At 59.2% G+C, this 11,042-nt stretch carries 13 protein-coding genes and 1 pseudogene; 6 read left to right on the top strand and 8 right to left on the bottom strand.

Features of this window, described 5'->3' with window-relative positions; genetic code table 11:
- The first annotated feature begins 557 nt into the window (after nucleotides 1–557).
- The 6 genes from PG887_RS20815 to PG887_RS20790 all read left to right on the top strand — a co-directional run bounded on the left by PG887_RS20815 (nucleotide 558) and on the right by PG887_RS20790 (nucleotide 4,823).
- Nucleotides 558–1,568 carry a zinc-binding alcohol dehydrogenase family protein gene (locus PG887_RS20815; protein ID WP_011191343.1) on the top strand — a complete coding sequence of 337 codons (1,011 nt, stop codon included), beginning with the start codon at nucleotides 558–560 and terminating at the stop codon, nucleotides 1,566–1,568.
- A 73-nt stretch (nucleotides 1,569–1,641) separates the two neighbouring features.
- Nucleotides 1,642–2,073: a GlcG/HbpS family heme-binding protein gene (locus tag PG887_RS20810; protein WP_004357630.1), complete on the top strand. Its 432-nt coding sequence runs from the start codon at nucleotides 1,642–1,644 to the stop codon at nucleotides 2,071–2,073.
- 62 nt (nucleotides 2,074–2,135) lie between these two features.
- Nucleotides 2,136–2,426, top strand: coding sequence for a DUF1330 domain-containing protein (locus PG887_RS20805; RefSeq protein WP_011191344.1), 291 nt, complete (start codon nucleotides 2,136–2,138; stop codon nucleotides 2,424–2,426).
- Nucleotides 2,427–2,577: 151 nt separating this feature from the next.
- Nucleotides 2,578–3,048 (top strand): TlpA family protein disulfide reductase, encoded by a 471-nt coding sequence (locus tag PG887_RS20800; protein WP_011191345.1) that lies wholly within the window; start codon nucleotides 2,578–2,580, stop codon nucleotides 3,046–3,048.
- A gap of 3 nt (nucleotides 3,049–3,051) precedes the next feature.
- Nucleotides 3,052–3,564 carry a DM13 domain-containing protein gene (locus PG887_RS20795; protein ID WP_004357637.1) on the top strand — a complete coding sequence of 171 codons (513 nt, stop codon included), beginning with the start codon at nucleotides 3,052–3,054 and terminating at the stop codon, nucleotides 3,562–3,564.
- Entirely contained in the window at nucleotides 3,552–4,823 is a 1,272-nt protein-coding gene (locus PG887_RS20790; protein WP_004357638.1) for an MFS transporter, read from the top strand. The genes PG887_RS20795 and PG887_RS20790 overlap by 13 nt, the downstream gene beginning before the upstream one ends.
- A 30-nt stretch (nucleotides 4,824–4,853) precedes the next feature.
- Here PG887_RS20790 and PG887_RS20785 read toward each other — a convergent pair whose 3' ends face one another.
- The 8 genes and pseudogenes from PG887_RS20785 to PG887_RS20750 all read right to left on the bottom strand — a co-directional run.
- Nucleotides 4,854–5,282, bottom strand: a complete 429-nt coding sequence (locus PG887_RS20785) for a RidA family protein (RefSeq protein WP_018429625.1) — start codon at nucleotides 5,280–5,282, stop codon at nucleotides 4,854–4,856.
- 79 nt (nucleotides 5,283–5,361) lie between these two features.
- Entirely contained in the window at nucleotides 5,362–5,811 is a 450-nt protein-coding gene (locus PG887_RS20780; RefSeq protein ID WP_004099042.1) for a hypothetical protein, read from the bottom strand.
- Between the two features lie 87 nt (nucleotides 5,812–5,898).
- Nucleotides 5,899–6,471 (bottom strand): hypothetical protein, encoded by a 573-nt coding sequence (locus PG887_RS20775; RefSeq protein ID WP_004099040.1) that lies wholly within the window; start codon nucleotides 6,469–6,471, stop codon nucleotides 5,899–5,901.
- 91 nt (nucleotides 6,472–6,562) lie between these two features.
- The gene (locus PG887_RS20770) at nucleotides 6,563–7,531 is read right to left on the bottom strand and encodes a magnesium and cobalt transport protein CorA (protein ID WP_011191347.1); all 969 of its coding nucleotides are present in this window, start codon (nucleotides 7,529–7,531) and stop codon (nucleotides 6,563–6,565) included.
- A complete protein-coding gene (locus PG887_RS20765; protein WP_004099038.1) occupies nucleotides 7,528–8,232 on the bottom strand; it encodes a glutathione S-transferase N-terminal domain-containing protein in 705 nt (234 codons plus the stop codon). The genes PG887_RS20770 and PG887_RS20765 overlap by 4 nt, the downstream gene beginning before the upstream one ends.
- 132 nt (nucleotides 8,233–8,364) lie before the next feature.
- A complete protein-coding gene (msrA, locus tag PG887_RS20760; protein ID WP_004099036.1) occupies nucleotides 8,365–8,904 on the bottom strand; it encodes a peptide-methionine (S)-S-oxide reductase MsrA in 540 nt (179 codons plus the stop codon).
- Nucleotide 8,905: 1 nt separating this feature from the next.
- Nucleotides 8,906–9,349 (bottom strand): peptide-methionine (R)-S-oxide reductase MsrB, encoded by a 444-nt coding sequence (gene msrB, locus PG887_RS20755; protein ID WP_004099035.1) that lies wholly within the window; start codon nucleotides 9,347–9,349, stop codon nucleotides 8,906–8,908.
- A gap of 398 nt (nucleotides 9,350–9,747) precedes the next feature.
- A pseudogene (locus PG887_RS20750) lies at nucleotides 9,748–10,536 on the bottom strand (IS630 family transposase); the annotation flags it as partial.
- Nucleotides 10,537–11,042: the final 506 nt, after the last annotated feature.

The following is an 11,042-nucleotide window of genomic DNA, read 5'->3' as shown; positions in this document are numbered from 1 at the left end:
AGACGGGAAGTTTCGGCCCTTACGGATGCCCGGAAAACCTTAGCGTACGATTTTTTCCGAATTCTGCGGGCTCCCCTATTAGCGTAGAGAAAAGTGTTGGACCATTTTGAGTCGTGGTTATGCGTGAAGACTATAGCGTCAGTCCAGTATGATTTCCCAATACCCTGTAGCTATAGTTTCGATAGCTTCGAATCGGCATTGCAGGCGTATCCCCGTCAGCGGATTTCGAGCGGACGCCGTCGCTTGCCAACGTTGGTGTGAGACCGGCGGGCGAGATCGCCCCTGCCAACGCGACCGCTGAGAGGTCGACTCCTCAACCGCTTGGGCGCTTATCGCCTCCATCCGGATGCTCACCCGCCGAACAGCAATAAACCGCTATTTTCGATAAACTTCTGAATCCGGCTCCGAGGTATGGAAACTATGTCGTACCGCTATTGGATATGTTGCGCGCATACCTTCATAGTCTGACACGCGAAATCTTTAAATCCTGAGTATATTTCGGAAGAAATTTCGATCTGATCGATAAGACTTCAGGATACAGCAAGCTGGAGACACCGATGAAAGCCGTTGGTTACAAGGTTCCGGGACCCATCGCCGAGGACGCCTCTCTGGTCGACATTGATCTGCCTCGGCCTGTCGCTGAAGGAGGCGATATCCTGGTTGAGGTGAAGGCTGTCTCGGTCAACCCGGTCGACTACAAAATCCGCAGCAGCACGCCGCCCGCTGATGGCGATTGGAAAGTGCTGGGATGGGATGCGGCCGGGATCGTGCAAGAGGTCGGCCCCGACGTGACGCAGTTCGCGGTAGGCGACGAGGTCTATTATGCCGGATCGCTCATAAGGCCTGGCACCAATGCGGAGTTCCATCTCGTCGACGCCCGGATCGTCGGTCGTAAACCCGCGTCGCTCGACTGGGCGGAAGCGGCGGCGCTGCCACTCACGACGTTGACGGCCTGGGAAGCCATGTTCGATCGCCTGGACGTGACGAAGCCCGTTCCCGGGGCGGCGGCGATCCTCATCATCGGTGGTGCGGGTGGGGTCGGGTCGATCGCCATCCAGATCGCTCGACAGCGCACGGATCTCATCGTCATCTCCACCGCCTCTCGGCCGGAAACCCAGGAGTGGGTTAAAGGGCTTGGGGCTCATCATGTCATCGACCACTCTCGGCCGCTCGCGCCACAGATTGCCGAGCTCAACATCGGCGCTCCCGCTTTCGTGTTCTCGACCACGCATACCGAGCAGCATGCATCCGACATCGCCGAACTGATCGCCCCGCAAGGACGGTTCGGATTCATCGACGATCCCAAGGCGCTCGACGTCATGCTGTTCAAGCGCAAGGCAGTGTCGATCCACCACGAGCTGATGTTCACACGGTCGCTCTACGGCACGCCCGACATGGATGAGCAGGGCAAGATCCTCAATTCGCTGGCGGTGCTGGTGGACGACGGCAAAATTCGCACGACGCTAACCGAAAAATTGTCGCCAATTAATGCCGCCAATCTGAAGACGGTGCACGCACTGATCGAAAGTGGCGCGGCAAGAGGCAAGATTGTCCTCGAAGGCTTCTGATGACTGCCACCGCCGAACGTCTTTTCTAACCTCAAGAACGCCGGACGGATTACGCCACGGCGAAGGAAATTTCATGACGAAATCCATTGCCACCGCCTCGATCAACCGCGAAACCGCCGTCGCCCTCATCGACGCGGCGATCGCCGCGGCACGTACAATCGGCATCCCGGCTGCGGTCGCCGTCGTCGACGCCACCGGTAACCTGCGCGCGTTCGAGCGCACTGATGACGCGCCGTTTCTCACCGTCGATGTTGCCATCGACAAGGCTTGGAGTTCCGCCTCGTTTGGGTACCCCACCCATGTCTGGAACGACTATGTTTCGAACGATCCAAAAGTGGCGCCGCTGGCCTATCGCCCCCGGATGGTCGCTGTCGGCGGAGGCTATCCGATCCTGGAAGACGGGAAGTTGATCGGCGGGATCGGCATCTCCGGAGGCAACTATCAGCAGGATCAGGATGCGTGCGTCGAGGCACTCACGAAAATCGGGTTCGAGCTGCCAGCCTGACGACTTTAAGGCCATCGCCAGCGGCGGTGGCCTGCAGATGCGACCTTATGAAAGACTTTAAGATGGAAGCGTTCGTCGTCTTCACCCGCGAAGAAACCACCGATCCGGAAGAACTCGCAACCTATTCTGCAGGCGTCGGCCCATCGTTCGATGGCCACGACGTAACCTTTCTCGCCGCTTATGGCGCGATGGAGCATTTGGAGGGGCCGCCCGTCGAAGGGGCCGTAATTTTGCGGTTCCCGACGATGCAGGCCGCCCGTGATTGGTATCATAGCCCCGCCTACCAAACCATCGCTGCGCACCGTTTTGCCGGTTCCCGCTATCGCGCCTTTGTCATTGAGGGGCGGCGGTGACACACCGACGGAAGAACGGCGGGGCTGGCCACGAGGTATCGGTCGGCGAACTCGCATCCTACAACCTGTAGGGGATCAAGGCGGTGAGGTTCGCGTGCCATCGCCACACGCGACCACTCATCGGACTTCTGCATCGGAATTGGAGGATCAGATGAGCGTCGACGAACGACAAGCCCCCGAGCTGCGGGTGCAGAGATGGATTGGCGCGGATGGAGAAAGCATCGCGCCGCTCAAGCTGTCGGATCTCGGCACCGGCCCGAAAGTCCTCTTCGCCTTCCAGCACTGGTGCCGTGGCTGCCATTTGCATGGATTTCCGACGCTACAAAGGTTGCATGGTGCATTGAGCGCCAAGGGCGTGGGCTTCGCGGTGATCCAGACCGTCTTCGAAGGAGCGGATGAGAACACCTTCGAGAAGCTGCGCGTGAACCAGCTCAAGTATGCGCTTCCTGTCGCGTTCGGTCAGGACGAGCCACCTGCCGGCGCGACGCTTCCCACCTTCATGGAGGACTACCGCACGCGGGGAACGCCCTGGTTCTCCGTGATGGACGCTGGCGGCCGCATCGTATTCTCGGACTTCCATCTCGACGCCGATCAGCTCGTGAAGGGACTGGAGCTGGTGTAACCGATGCGGCGCTGGGTCATCCTGATTGCCACCCATCTCGCGATGCTCGCCATGGGCTTCGCGGGCGGTGTCTACACGCTGCCGATCCTGACCGCCCCCCAGGCCCCGGACGCGGCGGCCTTGCGGACCATCTCAGCCGAGACGCTCTACGCAGGGCGTCTGGCCCGCGATCTCAAAGGCAGCGACCTGCTTCACTGGGGGGAAGGCGAGATCCGGGTCTCGCGCGACCGTATCGCCCATATCGGGCGCCTCGCCCCTGGTCCCGACTACAAGCTCTACCTCGCACCACGTTTCGTCGACACGAAGGAGGCCTTTCTCCTAATCAAGGACAGATCAGTCCGCGTGGGCGATGTGAAGACGTTCAACGGCTTCATCGTCGAGGTGCCTGCCGGCATCGATGTCCGTGACTACAACACGGTCGTCATCTGGTGCGAAGCATTCGACCAGTTCATCAGTGCGGCAGAGTATCAACCCTCAAGTCAGGCCCGAGAACGAGCCCGGCGATGGATACCATGAGGTCGGCGGGCAAGCGCGGCCTCGTTCTCGCGCCGGTGGCGGCGCTGCTGCTGAGCGTCGCCGCTCTGCTGCTGGGCAATGGCCTGCTGAGCACGCTCCTGATCGTGAGAGCCGGCCATAAGGGGTTCTCGACCGGCGCGATCAGCGCGATGATGTCCTTCTATTTCGCGGGTTTCACGATCGGCGCGCTCGTGTTGCCACCGATCATCGTCTCCGTGGGACATGTCAGAACCTTCGCCGGCTTCGCGGCCATTGCCTCGATGACCGCCCTTCTCCATGTGGCGTTCGTGGAGCCGATCGCCTGGATGCCGCTTCGCCTGATTACCGGCTTCGCCTACGCGGGCATGATCCTCGCAACGGAGAGTTGGCTCAACGCCCACGCATTGCCATCCACACGCGGGCAGCTCCTGTCGATATTCGGAGTTGTCTCTATGGGCTCATGGGCAATCGGGCAGGCGTTACTCAACATCGCACCGCCCGCCGACGTGACATTGTTCCTCATCGTGTCGCTGCTGATATCAGCGGCGGTGGTTCCGATCACCTTGCTGCCCAGTCATCCGCCGGCCCAGGTGGAACAGGAATGGGTCGCGTTCAGGGACCTCGTCCTCGTATCACCTCTCGCTGCGGCTGGCGCTTTCCTGGCCGGCCTGGCTATCGGTGGTTTCTGGGGCATGGGCGCGAACTTCGCCCAGAGCATCGGCCTCGATGTGGGCGGTATCTCCGCCTTCATGGCTGCGGTTCTTGGTGGAACGCTCGCCTTCCATTGGCCACTCGGTTGGCTTTCGGATCGAGTGCCCCGGAATCTTGTCATCGCCGGTGCGGCGCTGGCGTCCGCAGCGTCTGCCATCGGCGTAGCGTTGGCGGTGGAAGCGCCTCTGCCGCTGCTCCTTGCGGCAGGTGCGCTGTTCGGCGGCTTTGGCATCCCGATTTATTCGTTGTGTCTCGCCGTCGCAAACGACGATCTTCCGGCCGGTCGGCTACTCGGCACCGCGCGCGGGCTTCTGTTGCTCAACGGGATCGGGACAGCCGCTGGCCCCCTAATAGGAGCAGCTGCAATGAATATCGTCGGCCCTGGCGGCCTGTTCCTTTATGCGGCGGCGTTGCTCACGCTCCTGGCAGTGCTGGCCATCGCCCGCAGGCAGCCGAGGCGCGCCAACCAGGCCAAGGCGGCCCCCCGTTCTCCGAGCACGCCGATGATAACCGGATCTCTCGATACGATGATATGCATGGAGAAGCGGGCGCAGGGCGTGCGGGATTAGCGCGGCACGGCGCCTGCACGAACCGCGGGGTCAGGCGATGATAGCTGTTACGCGAATTTCGATACGCATGGTTGGAAGCCCCAGCGCTTCGATTCCCAACTGCGTCCAGATTGGAGCGCGGTCGGGCATGTAGTGGCGATACAGCTTGGCCATTGTTTCGTTGATCACGGGAGGGAATCCACCGACGTGATAGGAATTGACGTGGACCACATGCGGCCAGCGTGCTCCGGCGGTCGCGAGCGTCCGTTCCACGTTCTTGAACGCCTGCTCGATCTCTTCCTCAATCGACTCCGGAATGACGAGATCGTCGTTCCATCCGCCCTGTCCGGAGATCTCCACGCGGTCACCAATGCGCATTGCCTGAGAATAATGAAGCGCGTCATGCAGGCGCGTCCCGTATCCGGGGGTGATGAAGAATGAAGGTGTTGTCATGAGTTTGCCTTTGATGAGCCAGGTCAACGCGGCTGCAAGTGACCGTATGCATGCAGAAAGAGATGCAGGGCGTTCGGCACTAGCGCGCCGGCTGCGGTGGAGGGCTTTATTCCACGTCTTCTACGGTGAGGTCCCGGCCGTTGAACTGCACGGTCTCCCCGGCTCGGGCACCCTCGATCGCTTCGAAGATCGGCGCCATCGTGGAAATGCCCATGAGCTCACGCCCCTGACAGGTAAACTTGCTCGTTGACACCGCGATCACAAAGTGGCGGCCGGACAGCTTGACGACAGCGCCTTCGTTGACGGCCAACTTGGGGCCGAAATCGATCGTCCTGAGCTTTTCGAGTTTATTGGCGTAGTCATGGAGCGTGTCATCGAGCGCTTCAGCGAAGTCGCTCGCGACCTCGGCCTGAGCTAGTTCGTCGTTTTCGATCGGTTCGCTCCGATCGAGCCGAGCGGTAGAGACATAGTCCAGGTAGTTTTCGCGAGCGCTGTGCAACGCTGCTGTCTCCAGCAAGAGCATAGTTTCTCGTATGTGGTCCTTGTTCCAGTCCATAATCACCTCCTAATTTTCGATGTTCTTAAAGTTCAGCCTGCAGATGTGTGGGCCAGGAAGGCCAGCCTTTCCGGCTAAGCGACACCGCTATTCGTCGCTGATGACGTCTTCGCCCTGGTATGGAACCCTGATCAGCCGAGGATCTCGAATGATGCTCGTGACGAGCCAGACATATTCCTGCTCGGCGGTATCGAAGCCGAGGATGCTGAAGGATTGGCCGAAAGGGCATGGCGGGAAGTCTGGAAAGCCCTCGCGCAGAACGTAACGCTCGGGATCGCTGTGAAACTCGCTCTTGTAGACTTTCCGTAGTCCGTGCTTGCTCGGCGCGTCCTGGTCACCTGCCGGTGCTGTTTCCCGATGCGCCACAAGGCGCTCGGACAAGTCGCGGGGGCAGATTTCGTGGAACACGTCGAAGGCGTCGATCAACAGGCCTTTATGCTCTGTCGCCGGATCGGTGATCGCGTAGATGTTGGAGGCATCTTCGCCGTCGTCCCCGCTCTCGAGGCGCAACGCCGCATCGACGCGAATGCTGCATGCATCGAGGGTTGACCCTAGTTCGAGATCGACGAGATTGCCGTCCTTGACGCGGTATTCGCGGTCATAGCCTTTGGCGATGAATGACTGGACTGCTTCTAGAACGTCGGTCACCTGGGAGGTCATGGAAGCACCTTCATCTTGAACTGGATTGGACACGCTCGCGCACAAAGCGCGCTGTGACTCGGCGGACGGAGAAGCTCGCGAAGTGCGTTACTCATAGCCACTTGGCCTTCTTGAAGCGCATGAATAGGAGAAGGCAGAACACCGCTATCACTCCGAGCACGACGAAGTAGCCATATGGCGTGTCCAGTTCCGGCATGTGCTTGAAGTTCATGCCATATATTCCGGCGATCGCCGTCGGGACCGCCAAGATCGCCGCCCAGGCCGCGAGCTGGCGAGTGACCACACCGATCCTTTGCGCTTCCAGAAGGCTGCTGGCCTCGAAGACCGTGGACAGGATAAGCAGGAGGCCGTCGACCATGGACTGCACGCGGTGGACATGGTCCGCGACGTCGTGGAAATATGGTGTCATTTCGGCGCTGATGCAGGGAAAGTGGCCGCGAACGAGCTTTCGCACCAGCTCGGCCATAGCCCCGAGCGTGCGCTGGAACCGCGTGAGTTCGGACCTTAGTTCGAAGATTCGCGCCACCTCTTCTGGCCCGAGGAAATCGTGCAGCGACCGTCGCTCCATCGCCAGGACGTCGTCCTCGATCATTTCGAAGATGGGCAGATACTGGTCGACCACTCGGTGCAAGATCGCGTGCAGCACATAGTCGACACCCTTGCCGAACTGCGTCGGCGATGCCTCGAGTTGCTCCCGAAGTTTGCCCAGCGCTCCGGCATTGCCGTGCCGCACGGTGATAAGGTGATTGTGACCGGTGAAGATCGCCATCTTGCCGTAGCTGATCCGGTCGCCGACCAGCTCGGCGGTCTGGGCGACGACGTACAACTCATCGTTGTAGACCTCGAGCTTGGGCGGGCACAGCGGGTGCATGGCGTTGTCGATCGCCAAAGGATGGAGGTTATACGTCGTCTGGATCGCGCTGAGTTCGTCTGCGGTGGGCTCGCTAAGCGCGATCCAGCAGAAGCCCGAGCGATTCTCGTTTAGTTCGACGTGCTCATCGAGCCTGATTTCACGGACTCGCTTACCTTCGTTGTAATAATATGCGGCGATAATGGTCATGCAGGCCTCGCAGGAATTCGCAGGCCACGCTGTACAGCCGGTCGCGCCAGCCCGCGTTCGAGCCATGCCTGCACGTTCGAATAGCTGCTTAGGCCGAGGATGTCGCCCGCTGCGTAGAATTCGACCAGCGCATTCACCCAGCCAAACGTCGCAATGTCCGCGATCGAGTAATCATCGACAATCCATTCGCGGCCCTCCAGCCGGTGATCCAGGACCCCGAGAAGACGCCTGGATTCATCAACAAAGCGCTGCCGAGGTCGCTTGTCCTCATAGTCCTTGCCGGCAAATCGCAGGAAAAAGCCTAGCTGTCCGAAGGTCGGCCCAACGCCCGACACCTGAAAGAACACCCAGGCCAGAGTCTCGTACCGCTGGGCGGGTGTTGTTGAGATGAGCTGCCCCGTCTTGTCGGCCAGATAGATGAGGATCGCACCGGTTTCCCATATGCCAATGGGCTGGCCGTCAGGGCCAGCCGGATCGATGATCGCGGGTATGCGGCCGTTGGGATTCAACGACACGAACGCTGGATCCTTCGACTCGTTGTTCGAGATGTCGACGAAGTGGGGCTCATACGGCAGGCCAGTCTCCTCCAGCATCATCGAGACCTTGACGCCGTTGGGCGTGGGGGCCGCGTATAGTTGCAAGCGATCCGGATAAGATGCTGGCCAGCGCTGCGTGATGGGAAAGGAGGAGAGGTCTGTCATATCTGGATCCTGGCACTGCGACGGCGGCTGAATGGAATGATCTGCTTCAAGGCCGGGTTCGACGACCGCGTCGATTGACGCGGTCGTCGGAGGTTGCGAACCGGATCGGCGCGGCACTAACGGCAGCGAAGCCTATTCCGCTGCAGCCCCGGCCGCAGGGCTCACATCGCCGGCCTCATGCCGCTTTGGAAGAACCCAGTCGGGACGGACGAAGTGGCAGGTGTAGCCGCCCGGCCGCTTCTCCAGATAATCCTGGTGATCGGGCTCGGCCTCCCAGAACTCGCCGACCGGCTGGACCTCGGTCACCACTTTGCCATCCCACAGCCCCGAGGCATCCACATCGGCGATCGTATCCTCGGCGACGCGCTTCTGCTCCTCGTCGACATAATAGATGCCCGACCGGTAGGAGAGCCCACGATCATTGCCCTGGCGGTTCAGCGTCGTCGGATCGTGGATCTGGAAGAAGAATTCCAGGATGTGCCGGTAGCTCGTCACTGTCGGGTCGAAGACAATCTCGATCCCCTCGGCATGCGTGCCGTGATTACGATACGTGGCGTTCGGAATATCGCCGCCCGTGTAACCCACACGGGTCGAGATGATGCCGGGCCGCTTGCGGATCAGATCCTGCATGCCCCAGAAACATCCTCCTGCGAGAACAGCGCGCTGATGCATGTTAAGCCTCCTCTACTTGATCGAGATATTCACCGTATCCCTCGGACTCCATCTCGTCGCGCGGGATGAAGCGAAGGGACGCAGAGTTGATGCAGTAGCGCAGACCGCCGCGGTCGGAAGGACCGTCCGGGAAAACGTGGCCCAGATGGCTGTCGGCGTGTACCGACCTGACCTCCGTCCGGACCATGCCGTGTGCACTGTCCCGCACCTCGTTCACGTTTGCCGGAACGATCGGCTTGGTGAAGCTGGGCCAGCCAGTACCCGAATCGAACTTGTCCGTTGAAGCGAACAGCGGCTCTCCCGACACTATGTCGACGTAGATGCCAGGCTCCTTGTTGTCGTTGTGCTCACCCGTGAAGGGCCTTTCGGTCCCCGAATCCTGGGTAATCCGGCGTTGCTCGGGGGTCAGGCGGTCAACTGCTGCCTGTGACTTCTCAAACTTCATGATAGTCTCCAATAATTAATCTAGAGAGCTCGACACACTGTCATTTATCTTTGCAGTCATTGCGCCGACTATAGCAGTGCGCCCCAGATTTATCCAATACGCTGCGCGTATAGTTTCCATAGCGCCGAAGCTCTTCACGTCGTGATTCAGTTCCACTCATACCGGGCTGCCAGCTGCGCGATGTTCCGTATCTCGACCGTTGCCGTGGAGCCGGATACTGTCGCGATCACGACTTCGCGCTCCAAGACAAATCCGTCGATCGGCCGAGTGACGAGGCCTTGCACGGTCGGCGATCGTTCCGGAAGAATGCATATGGCGTGGCCGTCAGCGACGACCCGTTGCACCCAGTCCTCGCGATCTGATCGAAAGCGAGGTCGCATGAGCAAGTCCCGTCGCGCGAAGTGATCGAGGATCAGCGTGATGGTTTTGGCTCGTCGGTAGTGGCGACGCAGCTTTTCCAGCATGGCGATAAACAGGGATGAGTTTTTCTTTATCCCACTGACGTAAAGCACTCTTCCGTTGCCTGCATGGAGAACGCCTGCCAGGTAATGTTTCGCGTTCTGTCCCGGCGTGACAACCCGCTTTTGCTGCGCTCTGAACATCCAGTCGGCCCCTAATTTGGGATTGAGGTCTATATCGACTTCATCCTCATAAAACACCGGATTATCGGCATCACAGCGGGCCAGCGCAGCGTCGATATCCGCCATTTTCTCCTGATAGGCTGGGTCTTTTATCCGCAAGGTCGGCACGGGCCTTCGCCAGACAATGCCCATACGCGGTAACCATCGACGGAGCGTGGAGGCTGCCATATTGAGGCCTGTTAACCGATTGATTTTGATAGCCAATAGTTCGGTACACCAACGGCTGCGCTGATAACCAAAATCTTGCGGAGAAAACTGCATGAGCAGCACCAGTAAGGTGACAATCTTGGCGATAGGTAAGACTGGGGCACGGCCAGCCGGTAAGGCTTCTAGCGCATCTATGCCTTCATCTCGATACCACCGAAGCCAACGACCGATGGTCGAGCGCGCAGCGCCGGTAAGGTGATGAACATCGGTGATCGTGCGTCCTTCATGTAACAGCAAGATGGCCATCAAGCGACGAGCATGCCCTTTATCACGCGTGGCATGGATGATTTTGTGAATGCGGCGCCGTTGTGGTCGTGGCAGGGGTGGTAGGATAGGCATCAACTCAGTCCTTTGGGTGTGGCTTGTTTTGTTTGGCGACTAATGAGATCGCACAAACTGGACTGAGTTCCCTTCCTCCAGTGATCTACTATTCGGAACAGCTATTTAGAACGAATTAACTACTTGATCGACAACCCAGAAGCGTTAAGCCTCTTAGCTAACCAGCGAGCTCAAAATGGGCAACGTTGTGCCACCAAGCAAGAGTTGCTCGCAACTGCAGACTTGCTTGCACAAGCCACTCCAATGTTGCAGAAATAGATTGCAACTCCAACTGCCCCCAAAGAGATGCTGATAACAGCATCTCTTTTTTATTACCTTTGCGGTATGAATGCTTGGAGATACTAATTCGATATTATTGATGCGCACCGAGGGGACTCAATGAGTTCCGATCATATCAAGAATTTCGACACAGTCATATTCCCCCCTAAGTGCGTATTCCGGCGAAGTTGAACAGCCATTCCGGCCAACGTGAACACCCTGATCCTTAACGCGCTCACGTCATCTCG

The organism is Aeromonas sp. QDB14, from assembly GCF_027707845.1.
In the GTDB taxonomy this organism is placed as follows: Bacteria; Pseudomonadota; Gammaproteobacteria; order Enterobacterales; family Aeromonadaceae; genus Aeromonas; species Aeromonas caviae.
The sequence above is the reverse complement of the archived record's forward strand: the minus strand, read 5'-3'. Positions and strand labels throughout refer to the sequence as shown.

What these genes read in the sequence shown, in the direction of transcription:
- PG887_RS20815 (WP_011191343.1), top strand. Translation starts at nt 558, where the DNA reads ATGAAAGCCGTTGGTTACAAGGTTCCGGGACCCATCGCCGAGGACGCC.
- PG887_RS20795 (WP_004357637.1), top strand. Translation starts at nt 3,052, where the DNA reads ATGCGGCGCTGGGTCATCCTGATTGCCACCCATCTCGCGATGCTCGCC.
- PG887_RS20805 (WP_011191344.1), top strand. Translation starts at nt 2,136, where the DNA reads ATGGAAGCGTTCGTCGTCTTCACCCGCGAAGAAACCACCGATCCGGAA.
- PG887_RS20790 (WP_004357638.1), top strand. Translation starts at nt 3,552, where the DNA reads ATGGATACCATGAGGTCGGCGGGCAAGCGCGGCCTCGTTCTCGCGCCG.
- PG887_RS20800 (WP_011191345.1), top strand. Translation starts at nt 2,578, where the DNA reads ATGAGCGTCGACGAACGACAAGCCCCCGAGCTGCGGGTGCAGAGATGG.
- msrB (WP_004099035.1), bottom strand. Translation starts at nt 9,349, where the DNA reads ATGAAGTTTGAGAAGTCACAGGCAGCAGTTGACCGCCTGACCCCCGAG.
- PG887_RS20770 (WP_011191347.1), bottom strand. Translation starts at nt 7,531, where the DNA reads ATGACCATTATCGCCGCATATTATTACAACGAAGGTAAGCGAGTCCGT.
- msrA (WP_004099036.1), bottom strand. Translation starts at nt 8,904, where the DNA reads ATGCATCAGCGCGCTGTTCTCGCAGGAGGATGTTTCTGGGGCATGCAG.
- PG887_RS20765 (WP_004099038.1), bottom strand. Translation starts at nt 8,232, where the DNA reads ATGACAGACCTCTCCTCCTTTCCCATCACGCAGCGCTGGCCAGCATCT.
- PG887_RS20775 (WP_004099040.1), bottom strand. Translation starts at nt 6,471, where the DNA reads ATGACCTCCCAGGTGACCGACGTTCTAGAAGCAGTCCAGTCATTCATC.
- PG887_RS20810 (WP_004357630.1), top strand. Translation starts at nt 1,642, where the DNA reads ATGACGAAATCCATTGCCACCGCCTCGATCAACCGCGAAACCGCCGTC.
- PG887_RS20780 (WP_004099042.1), bottom strand. Translation starts at nt 5,811, where the DNA reads ATGGACTGGAACAAGGACCACATACGAGAAACTATGCTCTTGCTGGAG.